The following is a 26234-nucleotide window of genomic DNA, read 5'->3' as shown; positions in this document are numbered from 1 at the left end:
AGAAGCGGGTGCGGCTGTCGGGGCTGCGGCAACGGGTGCAGCTGCCGGGGCGGCATACGCCGGTGCCGGTGCACTGAAATATTGAGTAGTACCGCTATTGCGGGCAATTCGTACAGATTCTTCGCCTTCTTTGATTTCCAACTCACCGATGTTGGATTCCTCCAGCAGTTCGATCAGTTTTTTAATTTTGCGAATATCCATGGTGTCCTCTCTGGCAACAAGTAGTTGTAATGGTTTGGTAAGACCAAATGGTTAAAGGGTAGGTGTTATTTTACGAGTTTGAATGCGGCTTGAAGTGCCAATTCATAACTGGTGGCTCCAAAACCGCAGATGACGCCCTGGGCGACATCAGAAAAATACGAATGATGGCGAAACGCTTCGCGTTTATGCACATTGGATAAATGAACTTCAATAAACGGGATGTCGACGCCGAGCAATGCATCGCGCAAGGCAACACTGGTATGGGTAAAGGCCGCCGGGTTGATGATGATGAAATCCACTCCTTCCTTGCGCGCATCATGAATACGGTCAATCAGTTCGTATTCGGCGTTGCTTTGCAGGGTTTGCAGGTGGTGACCGGCTTTTTGCGCGGTTTGCGCCAGTGTGCGGTTTATGTCGTCAAGGGTAGTTGCACCATAAATTCCTGGCTCGCGCAGCCCTAACAAGTTCAGGTTGGGGCCGTGAAGTACCAAAATGGTTGCCATTGACTGTTTTCCTGCGGTTATTTTCTGTTTTATGTGGCGAATTTAGCCAATTGGTTGCGATTTGTTGCAATTGGGTTAAAGCGCCCCATCCGGGGAATTCAAAGTGAGGGGAGTTTGCCGCAAAAAAAAGGCTATGTCCACGATAGCTGCAAAATTTTATTCAGATGGCAGAAAATCGCTGCAAGATTGCAGAAGTTAGTTATCGCAGGAGTAAAAATTCAACTGTAAATAACAGTTTTGCACGATTATCCCCGCATCTTGTCGCCCTGTTAGCGACAAGATTAGGGAAGTTTCGTTAAAAAGCCTTTATTTGTTAAAAAATTCGCCCAAAATCGTCGAATTGTCAGTTATTTTTACCGGTTAGTGTGGTGACCAACAAATCTTTCGTCAAAAGTTGCGGCAATATTTGGGCTTTTCCCACACTGTTGGCAGGAAACCACAGATATAAAGGAACGCCACTACGGCCATATTCTTGTAAAAGTTCAGTGATTTTTGGATCTGTATTAGTCCAATCACCTTTGAAGGTTGCTACATCCAGTTCATCAAAGGTTTTCTCCACAGCTTCTGTATGCAATGCGATTCGTTCATTCGCCAGGCAAGTCAGGCACCAATCTGCCGTTAAATTGATAAATACCGGACGGCCTTGAGCGCGCAGCTCGGCAACCAGTTCAGCGTTGTAAGGTTGCCAGCGACTGGAGGTTTCGGTTTTTTGGTGTTGGGTTTGAAAGGGTAGGCTGATGGCCGCAATCCAGCTTAGGGCGATTAGCAAGCGGCGAATCCATTGCCAGAATCCCTTGGCGTCACGACCTGACAACCACAAGCCAAATGCGATAAGGACCGCCCCTGCTGCCAGAGTCGCCATGCCATTAACACTGGTTTGGCGGCCATAAACCCACAGTAACCAAATAGCGCTGAGATAAAGGGGAAAGGCAAGAAATTGTTTGAGGTTATCCATCCATACACCCGGTTTGGGCAGGCGTTGTGCAAGTGCTGGCAAATAGCACAGTAATAACAGCGGTAAGGCCATACCGAATCCAAGGGCTGCAAACACTGCGATACAAACATACGCCGGCTGGGTGAGTGCAAAGCCCAGTGCTGTTCCCATAAAGGGGGCGGTGCATGGGCTGGCGACAACAGCGGCGAGTACGCCGGTAAAAAAGGACCCGCTTAAGCCGGATTTTTGCGTGAGTCCCTGGCCGGCGCCCATCAGGCTGGTACCAACGTTAACCAGGCCGGACATGCTCAATCCCATCACAAAGAATAAATAAGCAAGTGCAGCAATTAATCCCGGTGATTGCAGCTGGAAGCCCCAACCAATGGCTTCACCACCTTTGCGCGCAATCAATAAAGCAACAGCAAAGCCAACAAAGCAGGCAACGATACCCAACGTGTAAACCCAACCGTGAATTGCAAGGCGTGCGCGATCTGCCGCGGCCAGGCTCATTACCTTGATAGACAACACCGGAAAAACGCAGGGCATAAGGTTAAGGATGGTGCCACCCAGGATCGCCAATAAAATAGCCTGTAACAGCCAGCCGGATTCAGCCGGTGCGGGAGCTGGTGCTTCTGTGGTGGGCGGTGTTGATGCAACCGGTATTGCTGCTGCCGATTGCTCCACAACCAATGCGTTGGCCGGATCTATCGACAAGGTTTTCTTTTGCGGGGGGTAGCACAAACCGGCATCGGCACATCCCTGGAATTCGAGCTTCAGGATAAATGGTTTATTAATAGTGCTGAGGTCGAAGCTTGCGGTAACTTCATGGTAATGCACCATGGTTTCGCGCTCGAATAGCTCGTCATACTTCATTTTCCCCGGTGTGTAGCTTGGGATCAGGGTAATTCCTTCATCGGCTTTGAATTTAAAGCGTTCCTCGTAGAGGTAGTAGCTATCGGCAATTTTCCAGTGCAAAACCAGCTTGCCTTGCGCGATGGTGTATTCCGGAATAAATGCCTGGGCGACCGGCAAAAACTCATCCTGCGCAGCAATCTTGTTTTCCAGTGACACGGGGGATTGGTTAAGGCTCTGGTTTTTGGGGGCAAAAGGATCGTTTGCCGCAACCGCTGAAAAACAAGCCATTAACAGCACGGATTGCAGGGCGAATGAAATCAAGCGTGAAAACATAATCGTGTTTCTTTGTTGTAATGGTGAGTACCGGATGCCGGAACGGCTGAGTTACAGTAACATACGCGACCCTATGGACACTGGGCAATGACTTTCATTCCCGAAAAGCCACCATTCCGTAACATTTTTATTCCTGATCCCATATTTGTTATAAAGCGGCCATCCACTGTGGGAATTTCCGCAACAAATGTTGTTTTGCCAAGAGATGTTTTTATGTTGAGTATTGTTGTCCGTTGCAGTGTGTTGATTATTGCCAGTCTGGGATTGGCCGCTTGCCAGGTCAATTTATGGAAGAAAAAAGAGCCTCCACCGCCCCCAGCCCCGGCGCCGGTAGTACAGGCTCCTGCACCACTGACTAAAGAACAACAAGCGGCAAAGTTGTTGATCCTGAATGGTGAATACACACTCGCGCAAAACCAGTTGCTCACTCCCGCAAATGACAATGCATTTGATTATTTCCGTGCGGCGTTAAAGCTGGATCCAAATAATGCGCGCGCAAAAGGCGGTTTGCAGGGAATTGTAATGCGCTATGTGGATTTGGCCCGCCAGGCAGCTGCGCGGGGAAGTTATTCCCAGGCGACTACCATGCTCAACAATGCCCGTATTGTGGACCCGGAAAATCTGCTGATCAAAGAAGTGTCTGCGGCACTGGCTGAGCAAATTAAATCCGCGCCGCCGGTAGAACCTTATCGCGGTGGTGCCAATGAATTCTTATTGAATGCGGATCTAGTGGGCAAGGATGATCCACAAATAATCGCGAAACTGGGCGAGATCGCACGCAAATTAAAAGATACTAATTCGCTCGCGATTATTATTGCGCGCACCGATGTAGAAGGTCGCTGGATCTACCAGAAAATGCGCGAAGCTGTTCCAGGTCATCGCGTACGTGGCGATATAAAATTGGGTAGCCCTGCACGGGTGCAATTGGTACCCATAGCGCAATAATGTTTTACAAGAAAGCGGCGCAGGAATGCGCCGTTTTAATTTATGGGTAATGCGTGTGGTGCAGCGGGGTTGATGGGATATTTGTTCAAGTTCCTGATTAAAGCAGGCCCAAGCCGGTGCGCTAGCAGTTTAATAATGCCTGCCTTGCTGAATGGATAAAAGCTTTGGAGCGTTAGAGGTTTTTGTTATTCTGCCGGTCTTGTTGTTTATTGAGTCGTGATATGCGCTTTCTTTACACAATAGTTTTCTACTGTTTATTACCTTTTATTTTGCTGCGCCTGTTATGGCGCTCCTTTGCTGCGCCAGCTTATGCCAGGCGTTGGGCAGAGCGATTTGGTTTTTTCCCCCGATTAGTTACTGCAAAAAAAGTGGTGTGGTTGCATACCGTTTCCGTTGGGGAGTTCCTTGCTGCGTTACCAATGATTCGCCGTTTAATGGCTGATGACAATTTGCACCTGGTGATTACGACTACTACACCAACAGGTTCAGAGCGGGTACAGGCAACTCTGGGAAATTCAGTATTTCATATCTACGCTCCTTACGACGTACCTGACGCGTTGGCCCGTTTTTTCAAGCGAATAAATCCGGCAGTGTATTTGGTAATGGAAACCGAGCTTTGGCCCAATACATTAGCTGCTTGTACGAAACGCGGCGTTCCCGCGATATTGGTGAACGGGCGTTTGTCAGAAAAGTCGGCGCGAGGCTATGCACGGCTCTCTGCATTGACGTCGCCCATGTTAAATAATTTGCAATTGGCATTAATCCAAAATGCAACCGATGCTGCACGTTTTGTCCAATTGGGGCTGTCGGAATCCAAAGCTCTTGTGACTGGTAATATTAAATTTGATTTGTCCCTTACCGATGAATTGCGCGCGCGCGCTGCGGATCTGAAAAGGCAATTGTCGGATAACGCTAATCGGCTTGTCTGGATTGCCGCGAGCACACACCAGGGAGAAGATGAAATTATTCTCGATGCGTTTGCCGGAGCGCGTGCAACGCTTGGTGAAACAGCGCGGCAATTGATGTTGATATTGGTTCCTCGCCATCCTGAGCGATTTGAAAAAGTAGGGCAGCTGTGCGAGGCGCGCGGATTTAAAACCCGGCGGCGTAGTCGCAATGAAATTTCTGCGGATATGGATATTTTGCTCGGTGACACTATGGGTGAACTGATGTTGCTGTTTGGTGCGAGTGATATTGCGTTTGTTGGTGGCAGCATGGTGCCGAATGGCGGGCATAATTTTATCGAGCCTGCTGCCTGGGGATTGCCTTTGTTAAGTGGCGAACATTTGTTTAATTTTTCTGAAGTATCTTCTTTATTAAAAGCTGCTGATGCGCTCGATATTGCGCGCAATGCCGATGAGTTGACGGCAATGTTAACGCGCTTGTTAAATGATCCGGAGTTGCGACAGCAAAAAGGAGAAAATGCTTTACGTGTGGCAGTTGAAAATCGTGGAGCCCTGGACAAAACATTGGAGTTCATAAAAACAGTATTGTAAAAAAACGCCGGACTTGTAAAAAAGCCCGGCGTTTTTTATGGTTGGTCTATTAATCAGGATTCGCTCCCATTAATAATTGGTAATACCTGAACTGGTGCAGCTTGCCCATTTACCGATACAAATAGAGCCCGCATTACGCAAGCGGCTATTGGTAATTTTTGCGGTACTGGCTGAACTGTCGGTGCGGAAAATACCTTCCCCCATATTGGATATCTGGCAGCGATCCACATTAACAGTGATTTTAAATGTGGTGCCACCATTTTGACGAAGGAACTTCCCCATGCTATCGACAACACAATTGGAAACATTGAGCGTAGATGCTGCATTCACTTGGATAAATTTATCCGAACCATCGTAACCGGAAATATTTTTCACATTTACCGTACCGGAAGATTTGATGGTCATCGCATCCTCGCCCACGTTAGTCCAGCGAATATTATCGATGGTGCCGCCGTTGTAAAAATGAATTCCGTCGGCCGCATTATTACCCAGCACAACATTTTTCAATGTCGCTCCGTTTTCTACACGGAATACCGGTTTTTGTCCTTCGCTTTGGCTTCCATTACCTAATGCACTGGTAGCATTAAATACTTTACAGCCGCCATCATAAATACCGCTCGAAACAACAATCGTGGAGCTTACATTCACAGTGCTACCGCCGGATCCACAGGTTGCACCCGTGATGCTGCCGGAGCCACCACCACCATTATTACCGCTACTGCTGGTGCTAGCCGATGATGCTGGTGTTGAAGAGGTAGTTCCACCGGAACCTGATTTGGGAATGGAACATTCTTTTACGGATTTGGACGGGTTTGGATCTGAACCGAAGGTTGCAACAGAGCAAGAAAAACTGCCGCTTAAAATTTTATAAACAAATTTATCGGCAGCGCCAAACGCGACGTTGGTTGCACCGCTTACTGAACAGGTTTCTCCAATTTTACAGATAGTGACATAACCCTCAGGGCGATTGGATGCAGAAAATGCGCTGGCAGCGCAACCTAGAAGTGCAGTGGTGATAACGATTTTTTTTAACATAATTACAATCTCGTCAAGTTATGGGAAATAAATGGACGGATTGACCGAAACGATAAGTCTGGATTTTCAGGGGAACTACAGCTTTCCAGAGAAACAGTTACAGACTTTTTTATAGTTATTAGTGCTCTTGGGTACTGCGAAAAGCAAAATGACTATACGTATTTTCTGGTTCTATTAACATTTTGGTTGGATGAAAAATTATATTTTTGTGAATTGGTAGATGTTGTGTTGATGATTGATATGTCATCTTTTTTGAATGTGGCCCTATTTTTTTATTGGTAAATAAAAAATTTCCGATAACATCTACATATTTTTTTGCCGCCAGATGAGCTTGCACTGTGAGGGTTGTATTGCTCGTATTTGGATTGTTGATTCGAAAGCAAACGTATTGGCATGTTGAAATAAATCCTTATCAATAAAAATGCCGGGAACTGGCCCGGCATTTTTTTTCACTAATTCAATTATTGATATTAGTTTTCGTATTGCTGGCGGCTCACCAGTGAGTCATCCAATAACCATTTATCAATTTCCTGTACATCAGCTGGCGTTAACATGCCGGCTACTTCGCGCAGTTTGATGGTGTCAATTACATAATCAAACAATGCATTGGAATAATCGCGGCGCGCTTGATAAAGGTTGCGTTGTGAAAGCAATACTTCTACCAGGTTACGCGTTCCTACTTCATAACCCGATTGGGTAGCTTCCAACGCAGATTGGTTGGAAACAATCGCCTGTTTACGTGCTTGTACGGATGCTACATCAGTTTCAACAGATAAGTGCAGTGCACGGGTATTTTGAATTACATTGCGTTGAGTGCTGTTATACAACTCTTGTGCTTGTGTGTATTGCGCGTACGCCTGACGGCTACGGCCAGTAGTTGCTCCACCACTGAAAATGGGTACATCAACTGAAATGGTTACCGAGCTGCCATCGGTTGTACTATCAACAAGGCCACTGCTTCTGGTGCCATCGGTATCATTGTCGGAATATCCCAATGATGCACCCACGGTTGGTAAATGATTGGATCTATTAGCTCTGGCATTTTGCAAAGAGGCATCTGCCTGAAGCTTCGATGCCTTGAGGTTGTAGTTATTGGTTAATGCAAACTCAACCCAATTGGCACGGTTGGCAGGTTCCGGGTTTATTACCGGAAACTTGGCTGACAATGGTGCAACTTTATCTTCCGGTTTGCCGGTCAGTACTTCCAATGCTTCGTAACTAATGCCCAGATTGCCGCGCGCTTCCAATGTGGCTGCACGGGCACTATCAAAAGCAGCTTGTGCTTCGTGAACTTCGGTAATCGCAGTCAAACCTACTTCAAAGCGTTGTTTGGTTTGTTCAAGCTGCTTGGACAATGCTTTTTCTTCTGCAATGGTGGCTTCCAGCGTTTCGATGGAACGTAATACATTGAAGTAAGCTTCCGCTACGCGAACAATCAGGCTCTGCTGATCCGCTCCAAACTGCGCTTCTGCTTGCTCGCTCAATTTCACACCCTGTTTATAAGTAAACCAGGAGGCCATGTTAAACAGCGGCTGGTTAAGCGAAATTCTCCAGCCTTTAGAGTCGTAGTCATCCTTTGTTGTAACGTTGGTGCGATTATTGGTGGTCTCACTATCTTCTTTTCTAGCTTCGTAAGCGGCATTAATTTGCGGCAACAAGCCGGCACGACTAATCGTTTTATTCTGCAAGCCAGCTTCGTATTTGGCTTTATCGGCTTTTAATTGAGCATCATTTTGCAGGGCCAGTTCGTAAACATCGAACAGACTATTGGCGTGCGCGGTAAAAGGAGTTAGGGAAAACAGGCTGACGAGCAGGTAAAGCTTGGTCTTTTTCATAGGGGTATCCAAAAGTCCAGTGTTAAGAATTCCAGTTCGCTACCGGATATTCCGGCTAACTGTCACCCCCTGGAACGATATGGGGCGCAGCTTGTTAATTCATGGTTTCAGGTGAGCGTGGAGTGTAGCTGCTTGACGGTTTCGGGTCGAGCGGTGAACGTAAGTTCATTTTGGGTAAAGAGTAAGGTTTGGCGCCGTTGCGGTGAAGTTACAAATGTAAGCCTCAACGTTACTTTACCTTTCTATACCCACATTCATATCCGGGCGCGGCGGCTTTTGCCATCAACCGTCACGATTAAACCAGGAGCGGCTACCTGTCGTTAGACCCGGACGGGCATCATATAGATTCAGGATGCAAAAAAATGTCAGGGGTTGTAACTGATGAATCATCCGGGCTGGATCAGGCCATTAGCTTTACTCTCCCTGGCAACTCCAATAGACTGCCCACTTTCTTGTCGGGGTGCTGATGCATGTGTATTGGCTGAGATATACCCGTCGACCTGATCCGGTTAGTACCGGCGTAGGGAACGAGATTCTCCATACAACCCATCTGGCCTGTCTGGCGTTTTTCTCTGTTTCCGTGTCTTTTTTATTGCGGAAATTCCATGAGCACACCGATAACACCCATTGCCTTGACCATTGCCGGTAGCGATAGCGGCGGCGGCGCAGGTATCCAGGCTGACTTGAAAGCCTTTTCGGCGTTAGGCGTATTTGGTTGCAGCGTTATCTCTTCACTGACCGCGCAAAATACGTTGGGTGTGCAAGGTGTATACCCCATCCCGCCTGCGTTTGTGCAGCAGCAAATTCATTCTGTGTTGAGCGATATAAATGTTGGTGCAATTAAAACCGGCATGCTGGCTACGGCCGATATTATCGCGGCAGTTGCTGAATCATTGCAGGCCTATCCGGGCATACCTTTTGTACTCGATCCGGTAATGGTTGCCACCAGCGGTGACCGTTTGCTGGCAGAAGATGCTATCGAAACGTTAATCAGGCAACTAATCCCGGTGGCGACGTTAATCACACCCAATTTGCATGAAGCGGCTGCATTATTAAATGAATCTGTGGCGACTGATTTATCCGGCATGCAAGTGCAAGGTGAAAAATTATTGGCGCTCGGTGCAAAAGCAGTGTTGATGAAAGGTGGCCATACCGATGGCGAGCAAGCCAGTGATCTGCTTATTACCTTGGATAGTGCGGAAGTTTTTTCTGCACCGCGCCTGCACACAAAAAATACACACGGCACAGGTTGTACCCTGGCCTCTGCCATTGCGGCCGGTTTAGCGAAACAATTGCCACTTAAGGAAGCCGTGCAGCAAGCTAAAGAGTATTTGCATAACGCATTATCGCACTCAGAAAAATTACAGATAGGGCAGGGTTCCGGCCCGGTCCATCATTTTTATAAATTCCATCCCTAGGGGCGCATCTATTGCGTCTGAAAATTGCTATTCATTCAATCAGCGAATTAAACCAAAAAGCCGAGGACATTATGAACACCAGCGTCGATAAAATTCTGAGCCAAACCGCCGAGGTGGATAAAGCCTCCATTCAACCTTTTACCGGTTCGCAAAAAATTTACGTGCAAGGCTCGCGTGCAGATATTCAAGTGCCTATGCGTGAAATTACCCTGGATGATACCCCGACTGCATTTGGCGGTGAGAAGAATCCACCGGTGCGTGTTTATGATACTTCTGGCCCTTACACCGATCCAAAAGTGAAAATCGATTTGCGCACCGGTTTGCCGGAAGTGCGCACGCGCTGGATCGAAGAGCGTAACGACACCGAAATTCTTGAAGACAGCCATTCAGAATTTACCAAGCAGCGTTTGAGTGACAAAGGTTTGGATCACTTGCGTTTTAATTTAACCCGGCAGCCGCGCCGCGCAAAAGCGGGCCAAAATGTATCGCAAATGCATTACGCCAAAAAAGGCATTATTACACCGGAAATGGAATACATCGCCATCCGTGAAAATATGGCGTTGGCGCAAGCACGCGAGCTGGGCATTCTCAATCAGCAACACAAAGGCATGAGTTTTGGTGCAAGTATTCCCGATGAAATTACGCCGGAATTTGTGCGCAGTGAAGTAGCGCGTGGCCGGGCAATTATTCCTGCAAATATTAATCACCCCGAAGTTGAGCCGATGATTATTGGTCGCAATTTCCTGGTGAAAATTAACGGCAATATCGGTAACTCTGCATTGGGATCTTCTATCGAGGAAGAGGTTGAAAAACTGACATGGGGCGCGCGCTGGGGCGCCGATACCGTAATGGATTTGTCCACCGGTAAAAATATCCACGAAACTCGTGAATGGATTATCCGTAACTCCCATGTACCTATTGGCACCGTGCCAATTTACCAGGCACTGGAAAAAGTAAATGGTGTCGCAGAAGATTTAACCTGGGAAATTTTCCGCGATACATTAATTGAACAGGCAGAGCAGGGCGTGGATTATTTCACTATCCACGCGGGTGTATTGCTGCGTTATGTTCCGCTTACGGCGAAGCGTGTGACAGGTATTGTGTCGCGCGGCGGTTCGATCATGGCAAAGTGGTGCCTTGCCCATCACAAGGAAAATTTCTTGTACACACACTTCGAAGAAATTTGCGAAATCATGAAGGCTTACGACGTAAGTTTTTCATTGGGTGATGGCTTGCGCCCCGGTTCAATCGCCGATGCAAACGACGAAGCGCAATTCGGTGAATTGGAAGCCCTGGGCGAACTAACCAAAATTGCATGGAAGCACGATGTGCAAACCATGATTGAAGGCCCGGGCCATGTGCCAATGCATATGATCAAAGAGAACATGGAAAAGCAATTGGAAGTATGTGACGAAGCACCTTTCTATACGCTTGGTCCATTAACGACAGATATTGCTCCGGGTTACGATCACATTACCTCCGGTATCGGTGCGGCCATGATTGGCTGGTATGGTTGCGCGATGCTTTGTTATGTAACGCCAAAAGAACACCTGGGTTTACCAAATAAAGATGATGTTAAAGAAGGTATCATCACTTACAAAATTGCAGCGCACGCCGCTGATTTGGCGAAAGGACACCCCGGTGCGCAATTGCGCGATAACGCGTTGTCTAAAGCACGTTTTGAGTTCCGTTGGGAAGATCAATTCAATCTGGGCCTGGACCCGGATACCGCACGTGCTTATCACGATGAAACCTTGCCAAAGGAATCGGCAAAGGTTGCCCACTTCTGCTCCATGTGTGGCCCGAAATTCTGCTCTATGAAAATTACCCAGGAAGTCCGCGACTATGCGGCCAAACAAGGTGTAAATGTTGAAGGTATTAATGAAGATCAATTGGTGCGTATGATTGATGTGGAAGCAGAAATGCAACAAAAATCCAAAGAATTTATCGAACAGGGCGCGGAGTTATATCACAAAGTATAATCATTTTTTCCCCTTTGGTTGCGCACCTGTTTCCAAAGGGGAATATCTCCCTTCGGTATTATTGGCATCGTTTAATAATGTAATTTTTACGTTGCAAAGTCATATCTAAATTCGCCTATCTAAACTCCCCGCCCCTTTGACGAAAGGGGCGGGGGTATTCAACAGGACTTACCATGATCGAGAAACCCCAATTCACCAATACCGATGTAGAAATTATTCGCCGCGAAGAAATGTATAAACGTTTTTTTCGTGTTGAAAAATTATTTCTTCGCCACAAATTATTTAACGGTGAGTGGAGTGGAGAGATTGGGCGTGAATTATTTGTGCGCGGTGAAGCAGTAGCCGTTGTGCTTTATGATCCACATCGGGATTTGATTGGTATTGTGGAGCAATTTCGTGTAGGTGCGCTTGCTGAACCTAATGGTCCCTGGTGTTATGAAGTTGTTGCCGGTATGTTGGAAGAGGGCGAATTGCCGGAAGATGTTGCACGTCGTGAACTCAGGGAAGAAGCCAATGTAGAACCTTATGCGTTGGAATATATTTGCAATTATTTATCCAGCCCCGGTGGTTGTGATGAGAAATTACATTTGTATTGCGGGCTCTGTGATTTGAGCCAGGCAGGTGGCGTTTATGGTTTGCCGGAAGAAGGTGAAGATATTCGCGTGCACGTGTTCGCAGCACATGAAGTGTTTGCCGGATTATATAGCGGTGCATTTAATAACGCCGCTGCATTGATTTGTTTGCAATGGTTACAGTTAAATCGTAGCCGCTTGCGCGCAACAACGTAATAAATTTTTTCACCCATTGACTTGGTTGTGAGTCTGGCTAACACTCTGCGTAAGCGATAACAAACACAGCATCTTTTTCCGGCTTAACCAATCCCAACGGGTATCTATGTTCACACTGCGCGTTAATAAACCTCAACCTGACTACGTGACCTATAAAGAGCGTTATAAGGTGGACCTGCCTTTGCAGATGGCGGAGTGTGAGGCTAACTATGCGCGGTTGATGAAACTGGCCGCCGATAAAACCCAAAACGAATTTCGTTTTATGGTGGCTCGTGGCGATCAGCAGTGGTTGCACCTGTTACGGGTGTTGGAAAGATCACCCTATACCACTACATTGGAATTGAGTCGTACATCAGTCGGTATCAGTTCCGAATGGCTTGCTATGCCAAAGTTAACCTTGCGCATGTATCACGACGCAAAACTGGCAGAGGTCCTCGCATGGCAAGGGCACAAACGTTTGCGCCCCCGTTATGAGTACCCTAACCAGGCCATGTACCAAAGCGATGAGAAGTATCAACTCAATCGTTTTTTAGGTGAATGGCTCAATGTCTGTATTGAGCATGGATTTGCACCGGATGCCCGTTTCCCGTTTTAGAACTGCTTAATTCTTGTGCGTAAATATTTCCTTTCATAAATCCCGGGCAGATTATTCACATTTGCATTTATACCCTTTTCACAAAATTTACATGTTTTAACCACGAATGCCCGTTTTTGCGAGGTCGCAGGGTGGCGTAAACTGTGTTTAGCGTATATCGTTGCGATTGATATTTATCCATTCTGACACCTCAGGCCACGAAAAGACGGGATGGATACCCGCAATCAATAACAAAAAAATATCAACCAGATTCAACTATACCGGGAACGAGAATTACCAGTGCGTCTGATTCAGATCACCGACTGCCATCTGGGTCCACGGAAAAGTGAGACCTTGTTGGGACTAGATACCGACCAGAGCCTTGAGGATGTGTTACAGCTGATCCAACAGGCCGAGCCTTCTTTTGATCATTTGCTATGTACAGGCGATGTGGCCAGTGCTGGCCATATTGATTGTTATGTCCGCTACGAACAAATTGTGCGCCGCTACTTTGCCCAACCATTAAGCTGGTTGGCGGGCAATCATGATGCTGCCGATATTATGGAATCCAGCCAGGACTTTCTCGGTGTGCAAGGGCGTCTCGTAGAATTGGGAAATTGGTTGGTGGTATTGTTGGACTCCAGTGTACCCGGTCAGGTCTATGGCCAATTGGCGGCGAGTGAACTGGATTTTCTCGAGCACATCCTTGAATCCCATCCTGATAAACATATTGTCGTTTCCCTGCATCACCAGTTAGTGCCTGTCGGTAGCGCCTGGATTGACCAATACGTTGTGCGCAATGCTGATGCGCTGTTCCAACTCACTGATGCCCATTCGAATGTAAAAATTATTAGCTGGGGACATGTGCATCAGGAATTCCAATTGAAGCGTAACGGCGTTGAATTGCTGGCTACGCCATCAACCTGTGTGCAATTCAAGCCTAAATGTGAAGATTTTACGGTGGATACATTAATGCCTGGTTATCGTTGGTTTGAATTAAATAATGATGGCAGTTTTTCTACCGGTATTGCTCGCGTTACCGGTAAGCAATACGTCATTGATTACAAATCCGCCGGTTATTAATTCATATTCATGGCCGCGTTGTTATACATCCACGGATTTCTCAGTTCCCCCCAATCATTTAAAGCCCGGCAAACCCGATTCTGGTTGGCGGGGAATTATCCTGAAATCGATTTTTATTGCCCGCAATTACCGCCATATCCTGCTGAAACCCAGGCTATCCTCGAATCGTTAGTAGAATCTTTATTGCCTCAACCGGTGTATTTGATGGGCAGTTCACTGGGGGGATTCTGGGCGACATGGCTGGCGGAAAAATACAATCTGCGCGCAATCCTGATTAACCCGGCAGTGCAACCGCAGAATTTTATGCCGGCGTATTTAGAGGTTGACCTGAAAAGTTATCACACGGATGATAGCTACCGTTTACACGCGCAGCACATTGACGAAATTATCGCGGCTGATACGCCCGTGACCCGCCATGCCAATTACTGGCTGCTGGTCCAAACCGGTGACGAAACCCTGGATTATCGCCAGGCAGTACAAAAATACACCGGTTGCAAACAAACAATTGAAGAAGGTGGCGATCACGCCTTTCAAGGTTTTGAACGTTACTTCCACGATTACATCAAATTCTTTCACCACACAGAACACCAATTAAAAAATGGCTAATTATTCCGCAGAAGATATTGAAGTACTCACGGGATTAGACCCGGTAAAAAAACGCCCGGGTATGTATACCGAAACTACACGCCCTAATCACCTCGCGCAGGAAATTATCGATAACTCCGTCGACGAGGCGCTGGCAGGGCATGCGAAATCCATCGAAGTGATTCTGCACAAAGATCATTCCATCACTGTCATTGACGATGGCCGCGGGATGCCGGTGGATATTCACCCCGAACAAGGCAAGCCCGGCGTCGAAGTAATTTTATGTACGCTCCATGCGGGCGGAAAATTTTCCAACAAAAATTATCAATTCTCCGGTGGTTTGCACGGTGTGGGTGTGTCGGTTGTTAACGCCCTGTCTGAAAAATTAATCGTCACGGTTAAACGTGATGGCAATGTTTATCGCATGGGTTTTTCCAATGGCGATAAGGCGAGTGACCTGGAAATTATTGACACTTGTCCCAAACGCCAGACGGGTACCAGCGTCCATTTTTTACCGAATCCAAAATATTTTGATTCGAATAAATTTTCTGTCACGCGTTTGCGCCATGTGTTGCGTGCGAAAGCGGTATTGTGCCCCGGTTTAACCGTTTCATTCCTGGATGAGCAAACCGGCGAAAAAGATGTTTGGTATTACGAAGATGGTTTAAAGGATTATCTGGCCGGCGCCACTAAAGAATGGCTCACCTTGCCCGAACAGCCTTTTGTTGGCGATTTCAGTGGCCAGACTGAGGCGGTGAGCTGGGCGGTACAATGGTTACCCGAAGGCGGCGAATTAATCCAGGAAAGCTACGTCAACCTGATTCCCACTGCACAAGGTGGAACCCATGTAAATGGTTTGCGTACCGGTTTGCTGGATGCCCTGCGTGATTACTGCGAATTCCGCAATTTAATTCCGCGCGGTATCAAACTCGCGCCGGAAGATTTATGGAATGCCTGTTGTTATGTGCTTTCTTACAAACATGCTGACCCGCAATTTTCCGGTCAGACCAAGGAGCGATTAACCTCGCGCGAAGCAGCCGCATTTGTTTCCGGTATCACCAAGGATGCGTTTGCACTTTGGTTAAACCAACACACTGAAGATGGCGATAAACTCGCTGAATTTTGTATCAGCAATGCGCAAAAGCGCGTGCGCGCCAGCAAAAAAATTGAACGTAAGCGCGTAACCCAGGGGCCGGCATTGCCAGGAAAATTGGCAGATTGTTCGAGCGGTGATCCTGCGCGTAGCGAATTGTTTTTGGTGGAAGGGGATTCGGCAGGCGGTTCGGCGAAACAAGCGCGCGATCGGGAATTCCAGGCAATTATGCCGTTGCGCGGAAAAATCCTGAATACCTGGGAAGTAGACTCTGCAGAAATCCTGGCGAGCCAGGAAGTGCACGATATTTCTGTTGCTATTGGTATGGACCCGGGTAGTGAAGATTTGAGTGAACTGCGTTACCACAAAATTTGTATCCTCGCTGACGCTGACTCGGATGGTTTGCATATCGCTACATTGCTGTGTGCGCTCTTTGTAAAACATTTTCCAGTATTGGTACGCAATGGCCACGTGTTTGTCGCAATGCCACCTTTGTACCGTATCGATATAGGCAAGGAAGTTTATTACGCGCTTGATGAAGGCGAAAAAAATGGTGTGTTGAATCGCATCGCCGCGGAAAACAAAAAAGGCAAACCCAATGTGCAACGCTTTAAAGGGTTGGGTGAAATGAATCCGTTGCAATTGCGCGAAACCACCATGGCGCGCGACACGCGCCGTTTGGTGCAATTAACCATCGATGAAGGCGATGAAACCATGCAAGTAATGGATATGATGCTGGCAAAGAAAAGGGCCAGTGACCGCAAAAATTGGTTGGAAGAAAAAGGTAATCTCGCTGAGATTGCTGTGTAGTTGTGAATTTAATCAAAAGTTTATAAATTTATAGGAGAAGTTTATAAAATTTTAATGATAAAGTTATAAATTAGGTTATTATTTGAGCAGTATCGGTTCTGGATGTACTTTAATGACCAGTCCTGCGCGCAAACTCAAAAAGTCAGCTGTAAAAAATATCGTCCGTTTTCCCTCTATTAAGTCAAATGGAGGGAAAACTATCCTTGTTGAATCCCTCCTTGAATCAAAATATTGCCTGCATTTGGAGTTTGACCCCGGCATCTGTGCATATTCCCCTCAACCCAAAACATTCAAAATTCAGGATGAAGACATTACCTACACTCCGGATTTTGAAGTTCTTTATGTTTCTGGCAGTCGTAGCTATGTTGAAGTAAAGCCTGCTCGATTCGCCTCTTCTGACCATTACCAATATATATTTTCATGCTTTGAATCAGCTCTCCAAGGTACCGGTATAACGTTTCTAGTTGTTGATGAGGTAGATATATATGAGCAACCTTTATTGTCCAATTATGAGAAGTTGTATCAGTACAAAAAACGCCCTTTATTGAATATGAGAAATCTTCATGAGTGTGCTAAGGGAATAAACATTTCAATGCCTTTATCTCATCTTATTAGTAAGTTGGAAGATCGAGTTCAATTGAGAGAAATATATTCATGGCTCGCGCTTGGGTATTTGCAATTTGATATGAAGACCGAGCATCTAACTATGGCGACGGAGGTGAGGTTTCATGTCAGTGGATCTTTGGATTGATGGTGTAATTGTCGAGTTTGTTAAAGAAGGCTCTTGTCACCGTGCCATCATTAGGCAAGTAGGAAAAAATGAAATCATCGTAGCGGATATTTCTGATGGCACGACGGAAAGGTTAAATAAAACAAGCCTTCGAGAAATGTATGATTCTGGTGAGGTGAGATTTTTGGCTGAATCTCGTGATCATGGGGAGCTTAAATTTTTTGACTTAACGGAAAAGGAACAGCGTGAGACCAATCGGAAGTATCTTTATATAAAAAGATTAAAGGAAAAAGGAATAAATAAAATAACTGCAAAAAGTGCAGAAATAATAATACGCGAAATGGCTACTGAGCTTGATGAGGATCCACCACATTGGCAGTCTGTTCGTAATTGGTATAAAAATTTTATCGATGCGGGTCAAAAGTTAAGAGGGCTTTATCCAAAACATCGATTTAAAGGTTGTTGTTCTCCAAAAATTGATGCAAAAGTTCTGGCAATAATTCAATCGGAAGCGAAACGTTATTATAAGCTAAGCCAACCTACTATGGCGTCTATTGTTCGTAATATTGAAGATAAAATAATCGCGCATAATATAGATAACCCTCAAAATCCTCTTGAAGCTCCCTCGTATCTGACAATTCAAAAGCGTGTTATGGCTGGGCTATATCATAACAAGCAAAAAGCACGACAAGGCGCACGAGCCTTTAAGGCGGAACTCAGCGGTGCAGTAAGTGCTATTGAAACTAATCGAATTTTGGAACGAGTTGAGATGGATCATACGCTCCTCGACATTCATGTTCTCCATGATGACCATAAAACCCTGCTTGGAAGACCAAACATAACTGTGTTAATTGACCATTATTCACATATGGTGCTCGGTTATCAGCTCTCTTTCGAAAAGCCTTCTTTCGCGGCAGTATGCATGGCATGCATGAATGCTTTTTTACCAAAAGAATCTTTTTTGAATGCTATAGGTTGCGACTCAGTTTGGCCTGCGCATGGAATTCCAACAACGCTTGTAACAGATAATGGAAATGAGTTCTGGGGAAAAAATTTTATCGCTGTTGCTGATGAGGTTGGTTCAATTTTTCAGTACTGCCCTGTTAGAAAAGGAAACTATAAAAGTCGTATTGAGCGCTTTTTCGGAATTGTAAACTCATTGGTGATTGATGATCTACCTGGAGTGGTACGAAAGCAGGGAAAAAGTGGTGACGGATATGATGCACGCCAAGAAGCTAAAATGACATTTTCAGAATTCAAACGCTATTTTACTACTTGGCTTACAGAAATATATCATGGCTTGCCAATAGAAGAATCTGGCATGACTCCAAATGAATTATGGAAAAAATCGGAGGAACAGTTTCCTGTACCTTTAGAAGATGAAATGGATCTGACTCCAATTTTAATGGCCACTCATTCCCGTGAATTAAGCAAAACTGGAATTAGAATTTTTGGAATGGATTACAATTCATCCATTTTAAAAGATATGTACAGACGAGATGGGCCTGGAACTGTAACAGTAAAATGTAACCCCTTTGACATCGGATATATATTGGTTTTGGATCAGGTGAATAAAATATATTTGAAGGTTAATTGCGAAAATTATTCATATGCGTCAGGAATTTCTGAGTTTGAGCACAATAAAATTAAGGCGGAGGCTAAAAATTTAGGTAAATCGAAGTTAGATAACCTTGATCTTCAGAGGGCAAGGGTTAAATTGTCGCAAGAGCGTGACAAACTCCATGCAAGAAATGCTAGAAGAAAGACACAAGTTACTGTAACAAAGGCAGCAAGATCGGAAAAGATTGGAGTTAATGATTTGAAATTAGTTATCAATAACTCAAAAAACATGCTCTACCTGGATTCTGAAGTGGAGGAAGATGAGCTGAATCTTGATGGGTGGAGTAGAAGTTGATGAAAGAGTCTTCGATTGACCGCCCGTTTATAAAAAGCCCATTCTTATCAAAAATAATTGAGCTATTTGATTCTTTACGCTTTAAAAAAGCACATTTTGGGGCAGCCTCATGTTTTTTACTTACCGGAGAATCTGGGAGTGGAAAGAGTGAACTAGCAAAGTACTATTTGAAAAATAATCCTGTTGTTGAGCAGGCTGAACGGACTTATATTCCTGTGGTTCATTTTGAATTGAAATCTATTTCCACACCGCAGGAATTTCTTAGATCTATGCTCGTCACTATTGGTGATCCTCAACAAGGATTGGGTGCAAGGAACAAAGGTGAACTTTATGAGCGTCTGGTAAGGTTAATAAAAGTTACTGGTATTGAGTTGCTTATTCTAGATGAGATTCAGGTGATAATTGAGAGACGAAGTGCAAAAGTCGTTACAGGGATTGCAGATTTATTTAAAGATTTAATAAAGGATACGCAGTTGCCCATAGTATTTATGGGAATGCCATGGAGTACATATTTGATAGATTCAAACCAGCAACTAAGGCGACGTATAGCATATCGTTATGTAATCCCTCCCTACCGGATTAGCCAAAAGGAGTATAGAGAGGATTATCGAAGGTTGTTAAAGCTGCTAGCCGATGCATACGAAATTTCGAAAGACATCAAGTTGGAAGAGCTCTCAATGGCTTTAAGATTTTTTGGTGCGACAAATGGCAATCTTGCAATTACTTCTGACTTAATTTTTGATGCATTTATGCGATCAAAAATGGAAAATAAAAAAGTAGATATAGCACTGCTTGCAGGCGTGTTAGGCGATTATGGAATACATGATGATTGCAATCCATTTTTATTGCCTATAGAGAAACTAGAGCTTAAAGAGTTGATTGTATATTCGGACTGGCACTTTGGTAATCGTGCAAATAAAAATTCAATTATCGAAGCCGAATATGCTATGTATGGCGTTACATCTGACAAGAAGTTATATGCTGTTAGCGGCGTGGCTTAAGGATTTTCATGTGAGGTTGCTATATCGAAAAGAAAAGCATGTTGATGAAAATTTTTTTGATTATGTTTCCAGGTTGGCGTATTGGAATGGTTATTCATCGGAAAAAATATTTTCGGATAAGCTTATTTTATTGTTCAAAAGAAAATTTCCTGATCGGTCGTTTTATGTTGAGAAAACCCAAAAAATAATTACTATGATTGAGTTTCTCATCGAAAAAGAAATTAATTACTCACAGTTAAACTTGAGCATTTTTCGTAAGGTTAATAGTGAATTTCATATCTGCCCTATATGTTGGGAAGAAAATGGTTACATTCGGTTTTATTGGAGGTATGAAAATTACTTGGTTTGCCACATCCATATTGCAAATATGCAGAAGGTATCAGAGCTCGATTATGGTGGCCAAATTGCATGTATGGTAACAGATGAGAGTGTTAAGCCGAATTACAGTTGCTTAATATTAATGCGCTCTGTGGCTGTCTTCTCAAAGTCTGATGGGGCTCCCGATATGGTGAAAATGGAAGTTCAAATTAATTATATTATGATTGGCATGGTAAAGCTAATTTGCAATGTGTTTATAAGCCTATTCGATGTTTATTTGCATGATAAAATTATTATTAGTGCGCTTAAAAATGGATATTTTGTTGGTCTTTCCATTTCTAAAAAAATGGAAAAAATGTTTACTAAGCTGTTGTATGGAAATAATAAGTATCGAGTTGATTTGCAAGGTTTGGTTATGATCTTAATTGATAGTAATCCGATTTTTTTAAGTGGTCAGGCTGGTCGTGAATTTCATGAGTGGTTAACTTCCGAAGGATTTTCTACTAAGCTTTCCATTGAAAATTTTTTAAATGGCGGATTATTTTTTGAGCATTATAATTTCAAAAAAAGTAAGGAAAATCTAATAAGATATAAATTTTCAATTTAATAGTAATTTTTATTTTTGGACGAAAATAACTATGAGTTCATCAGTCGGTGGATCTATTGAGTTCCATGATCGCTTATCCAAACCTAATGCTTTTTTATTTATGCTTGTCGTGGTGTTGTTTTCAGATACTTTTTTGACTTATAGATTTGGAGCTAGTCTTTATTTGGTGGATTATGAGTGGTATGAGAAGTCTCTAAATATTGGCGACTTTATGTTGTATGCGCTTCTGTTTTCATTTTATTTTGGCGTTTTTATCCCATTTTTACTGGCATTTATTGATGCAAGAATAACAGCATCAAAAAGAGTGGTTTCTATGGGTGATAATTATATTCGGTTATACAGATTAAGATTGGATTCAATCGTAGAGAATAATCAAGTTTCCTATCTCGCATATGAAAATAAAGTTGACGAATTAAACAAGCTAGAAGCAACGAAAAAACTAATGCTAGCAAGTGTTGTACTGCTTCTCGCACAAATTTTTAATTACTTTTTTTCGGGATTGGATTCTGGGTTTATTGTATCTTGTTGCATAGAAAAAGTTAAACAAGAAGGTGTGGTTCCGTTGTTTCTTCGTTTGTTGTTGTTGGGTATATCATTCTGGTTTTACTACGGCCTTACTTCAGCAACGGATACCTATACAAACACTATATATATAGACGATTACCATAAGCGGCTTGAGCCTCAATGGCTTAAGGAGCTTGAGATTGGTTTATTAGATAGGCAAGAGCTTTTGAATCATTTAAAAAATGTAATTAATGATAATTCACATCACAGATTTAGTAATGGCTCTCGAGAGTATGATCATCAAAACAAGTCTCATAAATACTGCAAAAGGTATAGTTTAATATTAAATGATGGAAGCCTATCCTTATCCAAGAAAGGGGAGTTTTACTCAAAATACTGTTGAGGATTTCATTATGCTTTACTTGAGTTGAGTAATTTATTGTGAGCTCGTTGCTCGCTCGTCCTAAAGCATATTCGAACGAATGTTTAATGAGCTATCTGATACGATTGTCAGAGTTGAATGGCTTCAAAAATGTAGGACATATTCTCAATTTTGCTGGTTTAGATTGGAAGAATAATCGCGCTCCAGTGCGTAAAATATTAACTGGAGATTATGATCTATCTCCGCATTTTTCAAAATTAGGAATTGAAAATTTTGCGTCACCAGCAACCCATGATTACCTTTCCTTCAAACGAGTGATTGATACTCCTTACTTATTCGTTAAGTATCCGAAGGTTTGCCCCAAATGTTTAAAACAGCTGGGATATTGTAATTATCGTTGGGCATTTCTACCGATAGTGGCCTGCAATATACACAGCACGCTCTTGATTGATGTATACGAAAAGAATGGGAAAAGATTAAGTTGGTACAGGGAAAAACTTGATGGTAAAGATCAACAGTGTGGATCATTAAAAGCAATTTCACTAAATCCGAGCTCACCCATTCTTCAATTTAATTCCTATATCAACTCCCTTTTTACCAAATCCACTTCTAGGTCTGACGTTCCTCCCGTAATGAAAGGTATTTCGTTGCGGGAGGCGCTGAGTTGTATAAATTTTATTGCGCATTACATGACACGAGTTAAAGGTGGCCATTTTCACCCTTATCAAATGGAAAATTCTTATCTGGCTGCAATTTATGTGGATGTTTGGAAACTTTTAAAGCAATGGCCTGATGGTTTATATACATTGCTGTCCCAATTTATTGATAACCCTATGAGCAGTAGAGGTGTAGCAGGGCTGAATAAGCACTATCGAGATTTGTATGAGCAGCTTCATCGTAGAAAAGAGAATCGTGGTATTTTGCTGATCAAGGAAGAATTTGACCGATATATCGGCACCTATTGGCCTGGGATATTGGAAAAAGATCGGCTCACTCGTATAAAGCTGCCGTCAACCGCCAACAATATTATTTCAAAGAAGGGCGCAGCATCGATTTTGGGGTGTGGGCCTGAGAGGATTGATAAACTCGTTAGCTTGAAGTTATTGTCACGAGTTATCTTCAAAGGAAAGGCTCATTACTTGCGGGATGAGGCAGAGGATTTAGCCAAATTACAAAGCTCAAACTGGACAATGAGCCAGGCATGTGCAGCTCTACAAATTACGAGGTATCAGTTAAAGCAGTTATTAGATGAAAATGTACTAATTGCTATTCAAAAGCCGGGTAAGTTGAATCGTGACTGGATTATTGATCGTGTAGTATGTGAAAAGCTTGTAAAACGTTTAATTAAAAACTCGCGTATTGGACCTGTTCCCTTGGACACCATTTCTATGGCAGGTGTACAGCATCAGGGTTTTTCTATTGTTGACCTAGTGTTATTGATGCAAGATGGTATTTTGAGTTATAGCTATAGGCCAGATAAAGCGAACCTATTGAGTATTAAACAATTCAATAATTTTTTATCTGTTTGAAACGGCGCTTTTTTGCTGATTTTAATTTAGCTATTTTTACTGTCCCCGAAAATATTCGACATGGAGTTATGAAACTTGTAAAGTAATATGCTCAGGAGTCGTTTTCCGATTGCCGCCCGGTGACCTCCTGCCTGTGTCAATTTTCGAGTCAACTTATGGGAATACAGGACCCGAGCATGTCCATCACTCATGATCAGGCGGTCGTTAAATGTGTTTCAGAAAAGATGTCCCTTCAGCCCAAAAAAAACGAAGTTGCAATTAACTTAAACATTGATGGAGGACTCAATATGAACATAAAAAAAATGCAAGTGCTTTTCAAAAAACTCTCGATTGGAGTAGCTGTAAGTTCCTTGATGAACATGAGTGTATTGCCGTAAGTTGACTTCCACCAAGCCCACATAGTGTGGGCTTTTCATTTAAAGGTGTCTTAATTTCCATAGAAAACTGGTTTAGACGGTTGATGGTTACGAAATGCCGCAAATTTGGGATCTCCTAGTGCGCGTTGTGCAGCACTCATTCCTCTATCCCGGAGTGTATTAGTAGAGGCCTCCGTTACCACGTCCAGCGCCCGTACATCCTTGCTTTGATCTGGAGTTACTTGATCATCGATTTTAAAATAATTGTCCTGAAGAATATGTTTGAGCATGTAATCAACCGAAGATTCCTGAGCTGAGATAACAAGATCAAAAAGGTCACTTTTCCATCCTAGGATTCCTTGATCAAGTGCGGCATTTCCTCGAATTGTTGCTCCAATCGTTAATGTGCCTATCGATAGAACGCGAATGCGGATAAGGCTGTTTGGGTTAGCGATAAACCGTTGAATTTCATGAACGCCAAACAAACCTGGTGCATTGCCAACTAAGCCACCATCAACGAAGACGCCTCTGCTGTTTCGATATAATGGAAAATATACGGGTGCTGCTGAGGTCGAAAGGGCTGCGTCCTTAAGGCTTAAGGTTCGATCCATTTCAAATGTTGGGTGATGAGGAGTCTTGAAAAATTGCCCTCGGCCGGTAGTGAAATTCACAGTTGGGATCAACACTCGATGTTTAAGATGGCTAAATGTCTGATCCTTGAAAAGATCGTTCAAAACCCCTTTTAACCCCTTATTGGAGTGTTTGGCACGAAGCCAAAATCCGGTCATTTTTCTCAACCAATTACGTTGACCAAAAATCTTTTTTCCGTCCTTTTCGAATGTTTCCTTGAGCTTTTTAGCAGGTATTTCACTTGCTAAACCCAAAGCCAACAGACCACCTGCTGAGGTGCCACAAATCAAATCGAATTTCTGTGCAATTGGACAGCCAATCACCCGCTCCAGCTCGGTAAGAATCGTCGCCGAATAAAGAGCTCGGTACCCTCCGCCAGACAGAGCCAACACATGGTATGTAGAAATGTTGTTTTGGGGGGCGCTTTCTAAGTTTTCCATTTTTACGTTTAGTCTCCTGTCCACTACAAGATATGGTTAGTAAGGTGCGGCTATTTACTATAGGTTGTGGTTGTCGCTATACTACCTATTGATCATAGATTAATCAATTTAGCAGGCAATCTTACATGTGCACCATTAGGAGGCGCAAATGACCCAATTGCAAAACTTTCACCGGGTGTTCCGAAATGAAACTAAAGGTTATTGGGTCAAGGTGCTTCCGACTCGCCAGCAAGTCGACGCTTTAGTCGAAGCTCAGAGGGCTGTGCGCGAGCAATTGAGTGAGGATTTGTCCGCTCATTATGACGTCTCTCCAAAATATCGAGTGCAGGGGTCATGGGCATATGGCACATGTAATCAACCAGCTCAAGTTGGCCAGGAAATGGATCTCGACTATGGGGTTTATTTACCTGCAAAAGTGTTTAGCCAACAAAAATCCTCTCAAGAAGCAAAACAGTACTTCGAAACAGCAAAAAAATCTTTGGAAAAAGTATGTAGTAAAAATGGTTGGACAATTATCACGGATAATCCTAACTGCTTACGATTTAAAGGGTTTATGCCCAATGCTCACATGGACATTCCGCTGTATGCGGTTCCCGATGATATGTTTGACGAACTGGAACAAAATCATGGTTTGCTTTTAGAGAAATCATTAAGGACTGATGAGCATTATGCGATGGATGCTTTAACGGCGAATTTATTCGATAGTGTTTCCTTTTCAGAAAGCAAGTTGATCGATTTAAGTAGTATCGAAATGATTCATATGGCCAAATCAGACGGTGAGTGGAAAGCCTCAGATTGTGAGAAGGTGCGCAAATGGTTTCAGGATGAATGTATGAAATACCCAAACGGCGGACTACAGCTTCGTTCGGTGGTTCGGTATCTTAAAGGCTGGCGAGATCATCATTGGAAGTCAGGTGGTCCAACCTCCATTCTGCTGATGATAATTGCCACAAAATGTTATCAATACATTGCAGGGAGAGATGACCAGGCGTTGATTTATGTCGCACAGAAACTTCCGTCAATGTTGGAAAGTGACATATTCGAACCTAACATTGACGGACACCAAGACGAAAATTTCAATAAGTCCACTCCAGCGCAAAGGAAAGAAAATGCAGGCAAAGCAAAAGATTTACTAAGTCGGTTGCTGAGTGCTGCACAGAGCTCAACTTCTCAACTCACTATAGATTGTTTGATTGTCGACTTTGGACAAAGAATTCCGAATGCACCAGAGTTGGTAAACAAAGAAATTTCTGAAGATCCTTACAAGACAATTAAGGAAATTCCTGCTTCTAGAGTAGTGGCACCAGCAGTTATTGAATCACAAAGCGGCGGCTGATGTTTACGTAGGGAAA

General features: G+C 43.9%; 22 protein-coding genes, 1 pseudogene and 1 riboswitch. Of the genes and pseudogenes, 17 read left to right on the top strand and 6 right to left on the bottom strand.

What is annotated here, in order from left to right; translation table 11 throughout:
• The 3 genes and pseudogenes from A596_RS16240 to A596_RS16230 all read right to left on the bottom strand — a co-directional run.
• Nucleotides 1-201, bottom strand: a pseudogene (locus tag A596_RS16240) (acetyl-CoA carboxylase biotin carboxyl carrier protein); the annotation flags it as partial.
• Nucleotides 202-266: 65 nt separating this feature from the next.
• Entirely contained in the window at nt 267-704 is a 438-nt protein-coding gene (gene aroQ / locus A596_RS16235; RefSeq protein WP_039916606.1) for a type II 3-dehydroquinate dehydratase, read from the bottom strand.
• Nucleotides 705-1047: 343 nt separating this feature from the next.
• Nucleotides 1048-2826, bottom strand: coding sequence for a protein-disulfide reductase DsbD family protein (locus tag A596_RS16230; protein WP_052417595.1), 1779 nt, complete (start codon nt 2824-2826; stop codon nt 1048-1050).
• A gap of 213 nt (nt 2827-3039) precedes the next feature.
• Here A596_RS16230 and A596_RS16225 point away from each other — a divergent pair, with 213 nt between their 5' ends.
• Nucleotides 3040-3771 (top strand): tetratricopeptide repeat protein, encoded by a 732-nt coding sequence (locus A596_RS16225; protein ID WP_039916724.1) that lies wholly within the window; start codon nt 3040-3042, stop codon nt 3769-3771.
• A gap of 221 nt (nt 3772-3992) precedes the next feature.
• On the top strand, nt 3993-5267 hold the full coding sequence (gene waaA, locus A596_RS16220; protein WP_039916603.1) for a lipid IV(A) 3-deoxy-D-manno-octulosonic acid transferase: 1275 nt from the start codon (nt 3993-3995) through the stop codon (nt 5265-5267).
• A gap of 69 nt (nt 5268-5336) precedes the next feature.
• On the opposite strand, the gene A596_RS22235 is transcribed toward waaA, so the two are convergent.
• Nucleotides 5337-6302, bottom strand: a complete 966-nt coding sequence (locus A596_RS22235; protein ID WP_052417594.1) for a pectate lyase — start codon at nt 6300-6302, stop codon at nt 5337-5339.
• Between the two features lie 470 nt (nt 6303-6772).
• Entirely contained in the window at nt 6773-8137 is a 1365-nt protein-coding gene (locus tag A596_RS16210) for a TolC family outer membrane protein (protein WP_039916601.1), read from the bottom strand.
• A 446-nt stretch (nt 8138-8583) separates the two neighbouring features.
• Nucleotides 8584-8681, top strand: a riboswitch (TPP riboswitch).
• Nucleotides 8682-8742: 61 nt separating this feature from the next.
• Here A596_RS16210 and thiD point away from each other — a divergent pair.
• From thiD to A596_RS16140, 14 genes are all read left to right on the top strand, one after another.
• Complete coding sequence (thiD, locus tag A596_RS16205) at nt 8743-9555, top strand: bifunctional hydroxymethylpyrimidine kinase/phosphomethylpyrimidine kinase (RefSeq protein WP_052417593.1); 813 nt, start codon at nt 8743-8745, stop codon at nt 9553-9555.
• 71 nt (nt 9556-9626) lie between these two features.
• A complete protein-coding gene (gene thiC, locus A596_RS16200; RefSeq protein ID WP_039916716.1) occupies nt 9627-11537 on the top strand; it encodes a phosphomethylpyrimidine synthase ThiC in 1911 nt (636 codons plus the stop codon).
• A gap of 173 nt (nt 11538-11710) precedes the next feature.
• A complete protein-coding gene (locus A596_RS16195) occupies nt 11711-12325 on the top strand; it encodes an NUDIX domain-containing protein (RefSeq protein WP_039916599.1) in 615 nt (204 codons plus the stop codon).
• 106 nt (nt 12326-12431) lie between these two features.
• Nucleotides 12432-12920 (top strand): DUF1249 domain-containing protein, encoded by a 489-nt coding sequence (locus A596_RS16190; RefSeq protein WP_052417592.1) that lies wholly within the window; start codon nt 12432-12434, stop codon nt 12918-12920.
• A gap of 240 nt (nt 12921-13160) precedes the next feature.
• Nucleotides 13161-13982: a 3',5'-cyclic-AMP phosphodiesterase gene (cpdA, locus tag A596_RS16185; RefSeq protein WP_326979718.1), complete on the top strand. Its 822-nt coding sequence runs from the start codon at nt 13161-13163 to the stop codon at nt 13980-13982.
• Nucleotides 13983-13991: 9 nt separating this feature from the next.
• Nucleotides 13992-14588, top strand: coding sequence for a YqiA/YcfP family alpha/beta fold hydrolase (locus A596_RS16180; RefSeq protein WP_039916596.1), 597 nt, complete (start codon nt 13992-13994; stop codon nt 14586-14588).
• Entirely contained in the window at nt 14581-16470 is a 1890-nt protein-coding gene (gene parE / locus A596_RS16175) for a DNA topoisomerase IV subunit B (RefSeq protein ID WP_039916593.1), read from the top strand. The genes A596_RS16180 and parE overlap by 8 nt, the downstream gene beginning before the upstream one ends.
• A 112-nt stretch (nt 16471-16582) precedes the next feature.
• On the top strand, nt 16583-17221 hold the full coding sequence (locus tag A596_RS22230) for a hypothetical protein (protein WP_052417591.1): 639 nt from the start codon (nt 16583-16585) through the stop codon (nt 17219-17221).
• Nucleotides 17199-19115 carry a Mu transposase C-terminal domain-containing protein gene (locus A596_RS16165; RefSeq protein WP_039916591.1) on the top strand — a complete coding sequence of 639 codons (1917 nt, stop codon included), beginning with the start codon at nt 17199-17201 and terminating at the stop codon, nt 19113-19115. The genes A596_RS22230 and A596_RS16165 overlap by 23 nt, the downstream gene beginning before the upstream one ends.
• On the top strand, nt 19115-20116 hold the full coding sequence (locus A596_RS16160) for a TniB family NTP-binding protein (protein ID WP_039916588.1): 1002 nt from the start codon (nt 19115-19117) through the stop codon (nt 20114-20116). The genes A596_RS16165 and A596_RS16160 overlap by 1 nt, the downstream gene beginning before the upstream one ends.
• Nucleotides 20094-21041 (top strand): hypothetical protein, encoded by a 948-nt coding sequence (locus A596_RS16155; RefSeq protein WP_039916587.1) that lies wholly within the window; start codon nt 20094-20096, stop codon nt 21039-21041. Before A596_RS16160 ends, A596_RS16155 begins: the two co-directional genes overlap by 23 nt.
• A 31-nt stretch (nt 21042-21072) precedes the next feature.
• Complete coding sequence (locus A596_RS16150; protein WP_039916585.1) at nt 21073-21948, top strand: hypothetical protein; 876 nt, start codon at nt 21073-21075, stop codon at nt 21946-21948.
• Nucleotides 21949-21986: 38 nt separating this feature from the next.
• Nucleotides 21987-23456, top strand: coding sequence for a TniQ family protein (locus A596_RS16145; protein WP_268745695.1), 1470 nt, complete (start codon nt 21987-21989; stop codon nt 23454-23456).
• Nucleotides 23457-23632: 176 nt separating this feature from the next.
• Entirely contained in the window at nt 23633-23833 is a 201-nt protein-coding gene (locus A596_RS16140; RefSeq protein WP_039916580.1) for a hypothetical protein, read from the top strand.
• Between the two features lie 50 nt (nt 23834-23883).
• Here A596_RS16140 and A596_RS16135 read toward each other — a convergent pair whose 3' ends face one another.
• Entirely contained in the window at nt 23884-24882 is a 999-nt protein-coding gene (locus A596_RS16135) for a CBASS cGAMP-activated phospholipase (protein ID WP_039916579.1), read from the bottom strand.
• A gap of 148 nt (nt 24883-25030) precedes the next feature.
• Here A596_RS16135 and A596_RS16130 point away from each other — a divergent pair, with 148 nt between their 5' ends.
• The gene (locus A596_RS16130) at nt 25031-26218 is read left to right on the top strand and encodes a CBASS cGAMP synthase (RefSeq protein WP_039916578.1); all 1188 of its coding nucleotides are present in this window, start codon (nt 25031-25033) and stop codon (nt 26216-26218) included.
• Nucleotides 26219-26234: the final 16 nt, after the last annotated feature.

This window comes from Cellvibrio mixtus subsp. mixtus J3-8, from assembly GCF_000766945.1.
In the GTDB taxonomy this organism is placed as follows: Bacteria; Pseudomonadota; Gammaproteobacteria; order Pseudomonadales; family Cellvibrionaceae; genus Cellvibrio; species Cellvibrio mixtus_A.
Note: the sequence above shows the minus strand (reverse complement) of the source record. Positions and strands in the feature narration are given on the sequence as shown.